This is a genomic window from Mangrovibrevibacter kandeliae (genome assembly GCF_024519155.1).
Lineage (GTDB): Bacteria > Pseudomonadota > Alphaproteobacteria > Rhizobiales > Rhizobiaceae > Mangrovibrevibacter > Mangrovibrevibacter kandeliae.
On the sequence record NZ_JANIFJ010000002.1, the window covers coordinates 662,653 to 675,749 of the forward strand.

Here is a 13,097-nt window from a genome sequence, read left to right on the forward strand (position 1 = left end):
GCCGGCCTGAAGCACGTCCGCGCCCTCGCCGTCAGTTCGCGCCGCCGACCGTCACGCCCTGCAGGCGCACCAGCCCGTCCGGAAAGGGCGTGAAGCCCGTCACCGTGCTGCGTAGCGCATAGAGCGAGGTGTAGTGGTAGAGGACGATGTGCGGCAGGTCGGTCAGGTAGATGTCGACCGCCTGGTCGTAGAGCGACTTGCGCTCCTTCTCGTCGGTGCTCTGACGCGCCTTGGAAAGGAGGGCGTCGAGATCCTTGTTGCAGTAGTGGCCCCAGTTGAGAAAGCCGTCGCAGGCCGCCCAGGGCGACACGTTCGCGTCGGGATCCGGCCGGCCGCTCCAGATCGCCATCGTGGCCTGATAGTTGCCCTTGCTCGAGTCGGCGGCGAGCGTTGCGGACTCCACCGTCTGCAGCTTCACGTCGAAGCCGGCCTCGCCCGCCATTGCCTGGATCAGCTGCCCGACCTGCTGGGACACCGGGCTGTTGGCGACGGTGAGGGTGAAGGAGGGGCTGGGCGTCCCGGCCTCGGCGAGCAGCGCCTTGGCCTTCTCGACGTCGCGGGCCGGCACCGGATGGGCGTCGTCCCAGTAGGTGCTGCCCGGCATCTCGTGCTGGTTGCTCGGCTTGAACAGGTCCTCGTAGACGACCTGGTTCAGCGCCTCGCGATCGAGCGACAGTTCGAACGCCTGGCGCACCTTGGCCGACGTGCCCAGCGGATTGTCGGCCTGCGCCCCATTGGCGACGTTGATCGACAGGAGGTCGTAGGCGATCGACGGCCCCTCCACGAAGGTGAGGTTGGCGTCGCCCTTCACGGCCGGGATGTCGGGTGCGGAGAGCCGCTCGATCATGTCGAGATCGCCCGAGCGCAGGTTGACGAGCCGAACGGTGTCGTCCGGGATCGGCAGGTAGCTCAGGTGGTCGATCGAGATCGCATCCTTGTCCCAGTAGTCGGCGAAGCGCTCGAGCTTGATGCTGTCCTGCGCCACCCGACTGACGAACGCGAAGGGGCCGGCACAGACGGGATGATCGCCGATCTTCTCGCCCGCGGCCTTCACCGCCTTCGGCGACATCATCATGCCCGCCCGGTCGGCGAGGACGCCGATCAGCGGCGCATAGGCCTCCGACAGATGCAGGCGCACCGTGGCGGGATCGACGACCTCGACGCTGTCGACCGGCTTCAGCTCGCTCTTGCGCTTCGAGATCGGATCGCTGCGATAGCGCTCGAGGTTGAACTTCACCGCCTCGGCGTCCATCGACTCGCCGTCCTGGAACGTCACCCCGTCGCGCAGCGTGAGCGTCAGCGTCTTGCCGGCGTCCGACCAGTCCCACGCGGTTGCGAGCTGCGGCCGGAAGCCGCCGTCCTTCGTCGTGTCGATCAGCTTGTCGCAGAGTGCGGCGAAGACCATGCGGCCGGCGACCGAGGTTCCCTGCGCCGGATCGAGGACGTCGGGATCGGCCCGCAGCCCGATGCGCAGGTCGGCGGCATTGGCGGCGGTGCCGGCTGTGACGCCGCCGAGGAGTGCAAGAAGGCAGGAGGACAGAGCGGCGCGCTGCGCGATGGAGGCCATGACAGGTCCTTTCGAGGCGGGGCGGTACCCGACTGTTATAGGAAGCTGGCACAGCTGTGCGCAATGCGCAGGCCTGTAGAGATATTGTGCACATGCTGCCGGGGCTGGGCAGCCTGTACGATACGGCGCTTGGGCGAAGGGAAACACGGCGGATACCGACCCTGCCGCTGCAGGGCCGGATCGTCCTATCGGTACCAGAGCGCCAGTTCGGGGAAGATCAGGACGAGCGCCAACGCGAGGATCTGCAACCCGATGAAGGGCAGCAGCGACCTGAAGATCGTGCCGAGGCCGATGTCGGGCGGCGCCACGCTCTTCAGGTAGAAGGCGGCGGGTCCGAACGGCGGCGACAGGAACGACACCTGCATGTTCAGCGCGAACAGCACGCCGAACCAGATCGGGTCGTAGCCGAGCGTCTTCACGATCGGCGCGAAGATCGGGATCGTCAACAGCGCGATGCCGACCCAGTCGAGGAACATGCCGAGGACACCGAGGATCAGCATCATCACGAGGATGACGACGATCGGCGTGTCGGAGACGCCGAGCAGCAGCTCCTTGATGAAGTTGATGCCGCCCATCAAGTTGTAGACGCCGATCAGCGCCGTGGCGCCGACGCCGATCCAGACGATCATGCCGCAGGTGCGCAGCGTCTGCATCGAGGCGTCCATCAGCATCTTCAGGCTGAACTCGCCGCGCACGAGCGTCGACAGGATGACTCCGACGACACCGATCGCCGACGCTTCGGTCACCGAGGCGATGCCGCCATAGATCGAGCCGAGCACGAAGACGACCACGATCAGCGGCAGGATGAGGCCCTTCAAGAGCCGCAGCTTCTCCTTCAGCGGCACCACCTCGTCCTGCGCCGGCACCGGCGCCTTGTGCGGCTGGATCAGGCCGGTGATCACCACATAGGCGGCGTAGAGCGCCGCGAGCATCAGGCCCGGGAGGAACGATGCGGTGAAGAGCTCGGAGATCGAGACGTTGGCCGACAGGCCGTAGATGATGAGCACGATGGAGGGCGGGATCATCGTGCCGAGCGCGCCGCCGGCGCAGACGATGCCGATCGCGAGGTGCTTGTCGTAGCCGAGGCGCAGCATCTGCGGCAGGGCCAGGAGGCCGAGCAGCACGATCTCGCCGCCGATGATGCCCGACATGGCGGCCAGGATCACCGCGACGATCAGCGTCTGCACGCCGAGGCCGCCGCGGATGCGGCCGGCGAACAGCCGCATCGCGTCGAACAGGTCGCGCGCGATCCCCGAGCGGTCGAGGATCGAGGCCATCAGCACGAACATCGGCACGGAGACGAAGACGTACTGCATGATGAAGGAGTAGATGCGCGTCGTCACGATCGGCACGGCCATCGGGCCGAACCAGCCGAACGCGAAGGTCAGCGCGACGAGGATCGTCACGAAGGCGAGCGGCATGCCCGTGACGAGGAGCGCGAGCAGCATGGCGAACATCGCCACGCTGCCGCCGCCGATGCCGAGCGCCTGGAGGTCAAGCATCGTCGAAGCGTCCTTCGCCCACGGGGCCGTGATGGGCGTCGACCCCGGCATCGCGCCGCGCATGGCGCAGTGCCTGCAGCAGGAACTGCAGGCACATCAGGCAGAGCACGACGAACAGCACCGACTTCACGATCGCGGGCGTTGGCGGGTTCCAGGCGCTGCCGCTGGTCTCGAGGCGGAACTGGCCGCCCGGGGTGTAGAAGGCCTTGTAGGCGAGGCTCCAGGCCGCCCAGGCCATCATCGCGCAGGCCGCGGCGCCGACGAGGCTGATGACGACGTCGAGGATGCGGCGCACGCGCGGCGAGACGTGGTCGTAGAGAAGCACGACGCGAATGTGCCGGTCGGTGCCGAGGCAGTAGGCGCCGCCGAAGGCGAAGCAGAGCGCGGTCAGTGCCGTCGTCGTCTCGTGCACCCAGATCGTCGGTGCATCGAAGACGTAGCGCATCACGACTTCGTAGAAGCTGAAGGCGACGATCAGGAGGAAGGCGACGGCGAAGGGACGGCCGAGCGGCAGCAGCAGCGCCGAGAGGGGGTCCTGCGGGACGTCCCGCACCTCCTCGCGCGCCTCGGTTTCGAGACTCATGACTGACTGATCCCCGTGCGGCGGCCGGACGGGGGTGCCCGGCCGCCTGTTCGTGTGGCGGCGCTTAGAGGCGGCCTTCCTTCTTCAGGTAGGCGGTCAACGTGTCATAGACCTTCTGGGCGTTCTCGGAACGCTCGGCATAGGTCTTCCACTGCTCCTGGCCGATCTGGCGGAACTTCTTCTTTTCTTCTTCCGACCAGGAGTGGATCGTCACGTCGCCGCGCTGGCGCAGCTTCTCGGCGACCTCCTCGTCGCGCGAGCGGACGCGCTCGGCGAGGTGATCGGCGTACCACTTGACCGAGTCGGTCAGCATCTGCCGGTCCTCGTCGGACATCGCGTCCCACTTGGCCTTGTTGATCGACACCTCGTTCAGCGGCAGCGAGTGGAAGCCCGGCCAGATCGGGTTCTTGGCGACGTCGTTGAGGCCCATCGAATCGTTGGTGGCGAGCGTCGTGGCGTCGGCCGCGTCGATCACGCCCTTGTCGAGCGAGGTGAAGACCTCCGACTGCGGCAGGTTCACCGGCGCGGCGCCGGCGGCGGCGAAGGCCGACTGCACCATGCCCTCCGGGGCGCGGATCTTGACGCCCTTGAGGTCGGCGACGCCGTCGATCGGGATCTTCGACGGAATGGCCTCGGCGGTCTGCGCGGCCGGGCCGATGAACTGGACGCCGTAGGGGTTGAGGATCTCGTTGTAGAGCTTCGTGCCGCCGCCGTCGTCGAAGAAGGCGCGCAGCTCTTCCGGCGTGGAGTAGGCGCCGACCGGATTGCCGATCAGGGCGAAGCCCGGGTCCTTGCCGGTGAAGTAGGAGCTGTCGGTGATGTGGCCGTCGAGGATGCCCGAGCCGACCGCGTCCAGCGTCTCGTTGTATTCGACGATCGAGCCGACCGGCAGCATCTCGACGTTGATGCGTCCGTTCGAGACCTCGCTGAGGTGCTTGGCCCACTCCTGCTGCACGCCGAAGGAGACGGTGCCGGAGTTGTCGCTCGACTGGAACTTGAGGTCGAAGGTCTCCTGCGCATAGGCCGCCGTCGACAAGAGACCGGCCGCGAGCGTCGCGGCCAGAAGCCGTGTGATCATGATGTTCCTCCCATCGTGTCTGCCGGAGCGGACGGGCCGCCCTCGAGGCTGTGGCGGATCTCCCAACCCGCATGCGGCGCACGCTGTCACGAAGCGCGCAGGAAGATCAAGGCTGACATGGGAGAAAGGTGGCGCCGGCGGCGTTATCCAGAGGCGGGAGGGCGCGTTGCCGGCAAAAGCGCCGGCTGGACGGCTCAGTCGACCGTGCCGCCGGCGAGGACGCCGAAGGCGCGGCCCGCCATCTCGCGGGCAAGGCCGGCGCTCAGCCCGACATAGCCGGCCGGGTCGAGCGACGCGTGGATCGTGGCCGCGGGAACGCCGGCGACGTCCGGTGACGCGAGGATCGTGTTGGCCAGCGGCCTGCCGTCCGCCACCGCCTCGGCGACGGCGTGGTGCACGAGGTCGTGCGCCCGCGTCCGCCCGATCGTCGGGGCGAGGGCCATCATCAGGTTTTCCGAGGCGAGCAGCGGGCCATTGATCGCGACGTTTGCGGCCATCCGCGCCGGATCGAGGTCCAGTTCATCGAGGAGTGCGGCGAAGCGGTCGAGCAGCTCGAAGCCGAGCGGGCAGGCCTCGCCGGCGAGCGCTCCGATCATCAGGTTGTTGGCGCCGTCGCCCTCGAACCCCGGCTGCATCGCCTCCAGCGCGAGGGGCACCTGGGCGCGCACCCTGGCGGCCAGCGCGAGGACGCGCACGACGCTCTTCGGGTTGACCTTGTGCGGCATCGTGCTCGAGCCGACGACGTCGGCGTCCAGCGCCTCGGCCGCCTCGCCGAACTCGTCGGCCATCATGGTGTAGAGGTCGCGGGCGATCTTCGACACCGTACCGCTGACGAGCGCGAGCAGCAGGGCGTACTCGGCCGTGCAGTCGAGCGCGGCGCGCGAGGGAACGGTGTAGTGGCCGAGGCTAAGCCGGGCAGCGAGCCGCCGGTTCAGCTCCGGGCCGGCCGCACCGACGGCGTGCATTGCGCCGACCGCGCCGCCCCACTGCGCCCGGAACACCCGCGGCGCGGCCTCGGCGAAGCGGTCGCGGTGGCGCAGCCACTCCTCGATCCAGCCGGCGGCCTTGAAGCCGAAGGTGATCGGCAGCGCATGGCGCAGGTTGGTGCGCGCCACCGTCAGCGTCTCCGCATGGGTCTCGGCGAGAGAGGCGAGCTGCCGAAGAACGGCATCGAAGCGGGCCATCAGGCCGGCATGGGCACGCTGCATCTGCAGCGCAAGGCCGGTCTGCATGACGTTCTGCGTGGTCGCGCCCCAGTGGACATAGCCGCCGGCATCGCCCGCGCAGGCGGCGGCCAGCAGCCGCACCAGCGAGACGACCGGCGCGCGGGTGCGCTCGATGTCGGCGGCGAGCGCGGCTTCGCCGAGGATGTCGAGTTCGGCGTTGGCGCAAATCTCGGCCGCCGCCGCCGCCGGAACGATGCCGAGCTCGGCCTGCGTCTCGGCGAGCGCCGCCTCCACCTCGAGCCAGGAGCTCCAGAGCGCGCGGCGCGAGAACAGCGCCGTCACCTCGGCCAGGGTGAGGCTCGCCGCCGCGGAGGCGGCCGGCTGCTCATTCGGGTCCGTCATGAAGGGCCGCCTTTCTTCACAGAACCTGGTCGAGGAAGTGCGTCAGGCGCGGGCTCTCCGGCGCGTCGAACAGCCGGTCGGGCGGCCCGTGCTCGACGATGCGGCCCTGGTCCATGAACACGACCTGCCCTGCCACCTCGCGCGCGAAGCGCATCTCGTGGGTGACCACCAGCATGGTGATGCCGGAGGCGGCGAGATCGCGCATGACGCCGAGGATGCCCTTCACGAGCTCGGGATCGAGCGCCGAGGTCGCCTCGTCGAACAGCATCACCTCCGGCTTCATCGCCAGCGCCCGGGCGATCGCGACCCGCTGCTGCTGGCCGCCGGAGAGGGCGGAGGGGCGCCGCCGCTCGAAGCCCTTGAGGCCGACCGCGTCGAGCTGTTCGAGCGCCAGCGCCTCGGCCTCCGGTCGCTTCATCCGGCGGACCTTGCGCAGCGCCAGCGTGACGTTGTCGAGGACGCTGAGATGGCTGAACAGGTTGAAGTGCTGGAACACCATGCCGATGCGGGTGCGCAGCGCGTCGAGATCGGTCGACGGCGCGGTGATCTCGGTGCCTTCGACGAAGATCTTGCCGCGCTGCGGGCGCTCGAGCAGGTTGGTGCAGCGCAGCAGCGTCGATTTGCCGGAGCCGGAGGGCCCGATGATGCAGGTCGTCAGGCCGCGCGGGATGTCGAGCGTGATGTCGTGCAGCACCTGGTGCGCGCCGAAGAACTTGTCGACCGCCTCGAAGCGGACGCCGGGGACGTGGGGCTCGCGCATCAGCGTTGGCTCCCGGGTGCCGCCCGCATGCTCCGGTCCCAGGCGTTGACCGCGTAGGTCATGGGCACGGTGAGGGCGAGATAGAGGATGCCGGCCGCGGTCAGCGGCGACAGGTTGGCGCTGTTGATCGCCCAGTCCTGCGCGATCGAGAAGATCTCGCGCTGCGAGGTCGTGAGGCCGAGCAGGAAGACCAGCGACGTGCCCTTGATGACCAGGATGAACTGGCCGGTCAGCGGCGGCAGCACGCGGCGGATGCCCTGCGGCAGGACGATGTAGACGAAGGTCTTCGCCCCGCTCATGCCGAGCGTGCGGGCCGCCTCGACCTGGCCGCGCTCGACGCTCTGCAGGCCGGCGCGGAAGATCTCGGCCATGTAGGCGCCCTCGATCAGCCCGATGGCCAGCGCGGCATAGGCATAGGTGTCACGCCCGAAGATCGACAGGCCGGCGAGCGGCAGGCCCTGGCCGATCAGGTAGATGGTCAGGACGTGCGGCAGCCCGCGCAGGATGTCGACATAGGTCCGGCAGGGAAAGCGGATCAGCCGGCGCGGCGCCATCAGGCCGGTGGCGACGAAGAGGCCGACGACCATGCCGATCAGCGAAGCGAGGATCGACAGCAGCAGCGTGTTGGGCAGGCCGGTGACGATCAGCGTCCCGAAGGCCTGCCCCATGATCTGCGGATCGAAGAACGTGTCGAGGATCCGCTGGAGACCGATCGGCATCGGGCCGCGTCACTTCTGCTCGGGATGCGGCATGCCGGGATATTCGGCATACATGTCCTCGGGGATCTCCACCGAGGGCGGGTTCCACTTCGTCCACAGCCGGGTGTAGGTGCCGTCCTTCATCAGCTTGTCGATGGCATCGTCGAGCGCCTTCAGGAGCTCCGGGTTGGTCTTGGCCACCGGGAAGGCGGCGATGCCGCTGGTGACGGCCTGCGAGGCCATCAGCTCGGCCTGCTGCTGCACCAGCCGGTCGGCGGTGGCAAGGCCGGTGAAGAGGCCGTCGACCTGTCCGGCGAGCAGCGCGTTGAGGCTGGCTGCGACGTTGGGGAACTCGCGCACGGTGACGTCCGGCGCGATCTTGTTGAGGAGCGGGATCAGGGCGCTGCCGCGCGTCACCGCGACGGTCTTGCCGCCGGCGGCCTGCACCTTGTCGATCGGCGCTTCCTTGCGGCTGACGAGGCGCGCCTCGCCGTAGCCGACCGGCGTCGTGAAATCGACCATCGCCTCGCGCTCGGGCGTCACCAGGACGCCGAAGGCGGCGGTGTCGTACTGCTCGTTCTTGACCGCCGGGACCATGCTCTCGAAGTTGGTCGAGACGAACTCGACCTCCTTGCCGAGCTCCTTACCGATCGCCTGGGCGAACTCGACGATGTAGCCGGTCGGCTTTCCGTTCTCGATGAACGACACCGGCTTGTCGTCGGTGCGGTAGGCGACGGTCAACTGGCCGGAGACGACCGTCTTGAGATCGGCGGCGGCGGCCGGCGATCCGGACAGTGCGGCAAGGGCGAGACAGGACAAGGCGGCCAGCGTTGTCCGGCGCGTCGATACGATAGGCATCTGCGATCCTCCCGATGTGTCGTGCAGCGGACGCGCCGCTATGCGGCAGGGTCCGGTCCATCCTCCGCCGGTGACCGTAGCGGAAACACGCGGGCGACCAATCCGAAAGACGATGTGTTACGATAGGCTCGTCTTATCAGTCAGGCGTCGCGCCGTCGCGACGAGGGCACGGAACGCCGGCGCGGTGTCGCTGCGGCGATAGAGGAGGTGCAGCTCCGTCGTCGGGCCCTCGCTGAGGCGCCGATAGGTGACGCCGGGGAGGGCGAGCCGGGACGCCGTCTGCGGCACGAGCGCAACGCCGAGCCCGGCCGCGACGAGGCAGAGCATGGTGGCGATCTGCGGCACCGTCTGTGCCACCCGCGGTTCGAAGCCGGCGGCGCGGCAGGCTTCCGTCGTCAGCAGCCGCAGCCCGCCGCTCGACTGGTGCAGGTACTGGATGAAGGGCCGGTCGGCGACGTCGGCAAGACGGCAGGCCACGCCCGCCGGACCGGCGCTCGCCTCGTCCACCGCCAGCACCATCGGCTCGCGCGCCAGCACGAGGCCGGCGATCTCGGTGTCGAGCCCCGGCAGCGGCGAGCGGGCGATGCCGAAGTCGAGGACGTGCTCGCGCAGCTCCCGCAGCTGCTGCACCGCCGGCCGCTGGTCGAGCTGCAGCGTCACCGCCGGCCGGATCGCGGCGAGCTCGCGCATCAGTGCCCCGAACACGGGGTGGAGCGCCGCCGAGCCGACATAGCCGCCGGTCAGCATGCGGCTGTCCTGGCGTCCCGCGGCCGAGCCGATCTGCTCCGCCCGCCGCGCTTGCTCAAGTGTCGCGCGCGCCTCGGGCAGCAGCGCCGCCCCGGTCGAGGTCAGCTCCACCCGGCGTCGGGTGCGGTCGAAGAGCGGCGCGCCGAGCTGGGTCTCCAGCGCCTGCACCAGCTGGCTCAGCGCCGGCTGGCTGATGCCGAGCCGCTCTGCCGCCCGGCCGAAGTGCTGCAGCTCCGCGGCGGCGAGGAAGGCGCGCCAGTGACGCAGTTCGACGGGCAAGGTCCGATCTCCTGGTGCGTTGCGCCGGGGCGCGCGTCATACGTCACGCATCGCGTTTCAAGATGGCCCGAAAGCATGTGGCAGTCGGCCGACGGACTGGCTACTTAACGCCGGCGGGCGCTCCGCCCGAAGCAGACATGTGGTGGCGAGAATGATGGTTCCGGGACGAGTGGAGGACTGGCCGCGCCGGCTTCTGCGCATCGAGGCAGCCGCGCTGTTCCTCGCCGCGTTGGTCGGCTATTCCTGGACCAGTAAATCCTGGTGGCTCTTTGCCATCCTGTTTCTCGCCCCGGATCTCGGCATGGCCGGCTATCTCGCCGGTCCGCGGCCGGGCGCTGCAATCTACAATCTCGTGCATACGACCACCCTCCCGCTGCTCCTGAGCCTCAGCGCGTTCGCATTGGGCGACCGTCTGCCGGCAGCGCTCGGCATGATCTGGCTCGCCCATATCGGCTTCGACCGCGCGCTCGGCTACGGCCTGAAATATCCGGGCGGTTTCAGTCTCACCCATCTCGGCGCGAAGGCCGGACGGGCGGAGGCCGGGACCGGCCAGGGAGCCTGACCGGCCGAAGGTCCGGCCGAGCATCCATCATAAAGGAAAACCCCGGCGCATCGCACCGGGGCTCTATGTCCTGCGGGTGCCGGCGCACGCGGCGCCGGCTGATGCGTCACAGGATGCGGCTTACGCCGCGTCCTCCTCGGCCTTGTCCTTCTTGAGCTCCTCGCCGGTCGCCTGGTCGACGACCTTCATGGAGAGGCGCACCTTGCCGCGCTCGTCGAAGCCCATCAGCTTGACCCAGACCTTCTGGCCTTCCTTGACGACGTCGGTCGTCTTGGCGACGCGGTCGGCCGCGAGCTGCGAGATGTGCACGAGGCCATCGCGCGAGCCGAAGAAGTTGACGAAGGCGCCGAACTCGACGGTCTTCACGACGGTGCCCTCGTAGATCTCGCCGATCTCGGGCTCGGCCACGATCGAGTGGATCCACTTCTTGGCCGCCTCGATCTCCTTGCCGGAGGAGGAGGCGATCTTCACGGTGCCGTCGTCCTCGATGTTGATCTTGGCGCCGGTCTTCTCGACGATCTCGCGGATCACCTTACCGCCCGAGCCGATCACGTCGCGGATCTTGTCGGTCGGGATCTGCATCACCTCGATGCGCGGCGCGAACTCGCCGAGTTCGCCGCGGCTGGTCGAGAGGGCCTTTGCCATCTCGCCGAGGATGTGCAGGCGGCCGTCCTTGGCCTGGCCGAGGGCGATCTGCATGATCTCCTCGGTGATGCCCTGGATCTTGATGTCCATCTGCAGCGAGGTGATGCCGTTCTCGGTGCCCGCGACCTTGAAGTCCATGTCGCCGAGATGGTCCTCGTCGCCGAGGATGTCGGAGAGGACCGCGAAGCGCTCTTCTTCCTTGATCAGGCCCATGGCGATGCCGGCCACCGGCTTGGCGAGCGGCACGCCCGCATCCATCAGCGCCAGCGAGGTGCCGCAGACGGTCGCCATCGAGGACGAGCCGTTCGACTCGGTGATCTCGGAGACGGCGCGCAGCGTGTAGGGGAACTGCTCCTTGGCCGGCAGCATCGGATGGATGGCGCGCCAGGCGAGCTTGCCGTGGCCGATCTCGCGGCGGCCGGGCGAGCCCATGCGGCCGGTCTCGCCGACCGAGTAGGGCGGGAAGTTGTAGTGGAGGAGGAAGGTCTCCTTGTAGGTCCCGGTCAGGGAGTCGACGAACTGCTCGTCCTCGCCGGTGCCGAGCGTCGCGACGACCAGCGCCTGCGTCTCGCCGCGGGTGAACAGCGCCGAGCCGTGGGTGCGCGGCAGGACGCCGACCTGCGCCTCGATCGCGCGGACCGTCTTCAGGTCACGCCCGTCGATGCGGCTGCCGGTGTCGAGGATGTTCCAGCGGACCACCTTGGCCTGGAGCTCCTTGAAGACCGTGCCGACCTGTTCCTTCGTCCAGGCGGTGCTCTCGGCACCCTCCGGCAGGAAGTGCGCGGTCACCTTGGCCTTGGCGGCGTCGACCGCGGCGTAGCGGGCCTGCTTGTCGGTGATCTTGTAGGCTTCGGAGAGATCGTTCTGGACGACGCCGAGCATCTCGGTCTCGAGCGCCGAGAGGTCCGTCACCTTGTGCTCGCGCGGCTCCTTGGCGGCATGCTCGGCGAGCTTGATGATCGCGTCGATCACCGGCTGGAAGCCGCGATGGCCGAACATCACCGCGCCGAGCATGATGTCCTCGGGCAGCTCGGACGCCTCGGACTCGACCATCAGCACGGCCGAATCGGTGCCGGCGACGACGAGGTCCAGCTTGGACTCCGGCATCTCGTCGACATGCGGGTTCAGCTTGTACTCGCCGTTGATGTAGCCGACGCGCGCGCCGCCGATCGGGCCCATGAAGGGCACGCCGGACAGCGTCAGCGCCGCCGAGGCTGCGACCATCGCCAGCACGTCGGGGTTGTTCTCGAGGTCATGCTGGAGAACGGTAACGACGACCTGCGTGTCGTTCTTGTAGCCCTCCGCGAAGAGCGGGCGGATCGGCCGGTCGATGAGGCGCGAGACCAGCGTCTCGTTCTCGGACGGACGGCCCTCGCGCTTGAAGTAGCCGCCGGGGATCTTGCCGGCCGCGAAGGCCTTCTCCTGGTAGTTGACCGTCAGCGGGAAGAAGTCGAAGCCCGCCTTCGGCTGCTTCTCGGAGACGACGGTCGCGAGCACGGTGCTCTCGCCGTAGCTGGCGAGCACGGCGCCGTCGGCCTGACGGGCGATCTTGCCGGTTTCGAGGGTGAGCGTGCGCCCACCCCATTCGATCTCGACCTTGTGGGTATTGAACATGTGCGTGTGCCTTTCGGGCTCCGCGGCCGTCGGGACGACGGGCAGGCGGAGCGGTCGCGTTGTGCGGGAGCGCGCCACGGGCAAGACGACGGGAGGCTTCGCAGGAGCGCTCGGCGCTCCGGATGGCATGTCGGCCGGCGGACGGAAAGGCCCGCGGCGTCGGCCGGGAAGTCTCCGGCAATCCTGCCCCATGACCGTTCCGGCGGGGCTGCCGGCACCATGCCGGCGTCGAAGGGAACGGCGCATCAGCGCGCACGTCCCGGAGACGGCCGGCGGATCGCGAGGACGCCGCCGACCGAAATCTTGCTTAGCGGCGCAGCTCGAGCCGGCCGATGAGAGCCTGGTAGCGCGCCTCTTCCTTGCCCTTGAGGTAATCGAGCAGGCGGCGGCGCTGCGACACGAGCTTCAGAAGGCCACGGCGCGAGTGGTTGTCCTTCTTGTGCGACTTGAAGTGCTCGGTCAGGTTCGAGATGCGCTCCGACAGGATGGCGACCTGCACTTCAGGCGAACCGGTGTCGCCTTCCTTGGTCGCGTATTCCTTCATGAGCTCGGCCTTGCGCTCAGGCGTGATCGACATCGGGATTCCCTTTCTGTTGTCATGTGAGGGTCGGGCCGCCCCAGAGCCGGGATGTCGTC

General features: G+C 68.5%; 10 protein-coding genes and 1 pseudogene. 1 reads left to right on the forward strand and 10 read right to left on the reverse strand.

The window, feature by feature from the left end; translation table 11 throughout:
* Positions 1-31: 31 nt before the first annotated feature.
* The 8 genes and pseudogenes from NPA30_RS09385 to NPA30_RS09425 form a co-directional block, all read right to left on the reverse strand.
* Entirely contained in the window at positions 32-1,567 is a 1,536-nt protein-coding gene (locus tag NPA30_RS09385) for an ABC transporter substrate-binding protein (RefSeq protein WP_256802361.1), read from the reverse strand.
* A 185-nt stretch (positions 1,568-1,752) separates the two neighbouring features.
* Positions 1,753-3,069, reverse strand: coding sequence for a TRAP transporter large permease (locus tag NPA30_RS09390; RefSeq protein WP_256802362.1), 1,317 nt, complete (start codon positions 3,067-3,069; stop codon positions 1,753-1,755).
* On the reverse strand, positions 3,062-3,652 hold the full coding sequence (locus NPA30_RS09395) for a TRAP transporter small permease subunit (RefSeq protein WP_256802363.1): 591 nt from the start codon (positions 3,650-3,652) through the stop codon (positions 3,062-3,064). Before NPA30_RS09395 ends, NPA30_RS09390 begins: the two co-directional genes overlap by 8 nt.
* Positions 3,653-3,716: 64 nt before the next feature.
* Entirely contained in the window at positions 3,717-4,730 is a 1,014-nt protein-coding gene (locus tag NPA30_RS09400; RefSeq protein ID WP_256802364.1) for a TRAP transporter substrate-binding protein, read from the reverse strand.
* Between the two features lie 194 nt (positions 4,731-4,924).
* Positions 4,925-6,298: a lyase family protein gene (locus NPA30_RS09405; RefSeq protein WP_256802365.1), complete on the reverse strand. Its 1,374-nt coding sequence runs from the start codon at positions 6,296-6,298 to the stop codon at positions 4,925-4,927.
* A 16-nt stretch (positions 6,299-6,314) separates the two neighbouring features.
* Positions 6,315-7,777: pseudogene (locus NPA30_RS19680) on the reverse strand (amino acid ABC transporter permease/ATP-binding protein).
* A gap of 9 nt (positions 7,778-7,786) precedes the next feature.
* Positions 7,787-8,614 carry an ABC transporter substrate-binding protein gene (locus tag NPA30_RS09420; protein ID WP_256802368.1) on the reverse strand — a complete coding sequence of 276 codons (828 nt, stop codon included), beginning with the start codon at positions 8,612-8,614 and terminating at the stop codon, positions 7,787-7,789.
* 117 nt (positions 8,615-8,731) lie between these two features.
* The gene (locus tag NPA30_RS09425) at positions 8,732-9,640 is read right to left on the reverse strand and encodes a LysR substrate-binding domain-containing protein (protein ID WP_256802369.1); all 909 of its coding nucleotides are present in this window, start codon (positions 9,638-9,640) and stop codon (positions 8,732-8,734) included.
* Between the two features lie 151 nt (positions 9,641-9,791).
* Here NPA30_RS09425 and NPA30_RS09430 point away from each other — a divergent pair, with 151 nt between their 5' ends.
* Positions 9,792-10,202, forward strand: a complete 411-nt coding sequence (locus NPA30_RS09430) for a DUF4260 domain-containing protein (protein WP_256802370.1) — start codon at positions 9,792-9,794, stop codon at positions 10,200-10,202.
* Positions 10,203-10,322: 120 nt separating this feature from the next.
* Here NPA30_RS09430 and pnp read toward each other — a convergent pair whose 3' ends face one another.
* Positions 10,323-12,461: a polyribonucleotide nucleotidyltransferase gene (gene pnp, locus NPA30_RS09435; protein ID WP_256802371.1), complete on the reverse strand. Its 2,139-nt coding sequence runs from the start codon at positions 12,459-12,461 to the stop codon at positions 10,323-10,325.
* Positions 12,462-12,768: 307 nt separating this feature from the next.
* Positions 12,769-13,038, reverse strand: a complete 270-nt coding sequence (gene rpsO / locus NPA30_RS09440) for a 30S ribosomal protein S15 (RefSeq protein WP_256802372.1) — start codon at positions 13,036-13,038, stop codon at positions 12,769-12,771.
* Positions 13,039-13,097 lie beyond the last annotated feature (59 nt).

What these genes read in the sequence shown, in the direction of transcription:
- NPA30_RS09395 (WP_256802363.1), bottom strand. Translation starts at nt 3,652, where the DNA reads ATGAGTCTCGAAACCGAGGCGCGCGAGGAGGTGCGGGACGTCCCGCAG.
- NPA30_RS09400 (WP_256802364.1), bottom strand. Translation starts at nt 4,730, where the DNA reads ATGATCACACGGCTTCTGGCCGCGACGCTCGCGGCCGGTCTCTTGTCG.
- NPA30_RS09385 (WP_256802361.1), bottom strand. Translation starts at nt 1,567, where the DNA reads ATGGCCTCCATCGCGCAGCGCGCCGCTCTGTCCTCCTGCCTTCTTGCA.
- NPA30_RS09430 (WP_256802370.1), top strand. Translation starts at nt 9,792, where the DNA reads ATGATGGTTCCGGGACGAGTGGAGGACTGGCCGCGCCGGCTTCTGCGC.
- NPA30_RS09390 (WP_256802362.1), bottom strand. Translation starts at nt 3,069, where the DNA reads ATGCTTGACCTCCAGGCGCTCGGCATCGGCGGCGGCAGCGTGGCGATG.
- pnp (WP_256802371.1), bottom strand. Translation starts at nt 12,461, where the DNA reads ATGTTCAATACCCACAAGGTCGAGATCGAATGGGGTGGGCGCACGCTC.
- rpsO (WP_256802372.1), bottom strand. Translation starts at nt 13,038, where the DNA reads ATGTCGATCACGCCTGAGCGCAAGGCCGAGCTCATGAAGGAATACGCG.
- NPA30_RS09420 (WP_256802368.1), bottom strand. Translation starts at nt 8,614, where the DNA reads ATGCCTATCGTATCGACGCGCCGGACAACGCTGGCCGCCTTGTCCTGT.
- NPA30_RS09405 (WP_256802365.1), bottom strand. Translation starts at nt 6,298, where the DNA reads ATGACGGACCCGAATGAGCAGCCGGCCGCCTCCGCGGCGGCGAGCCTC.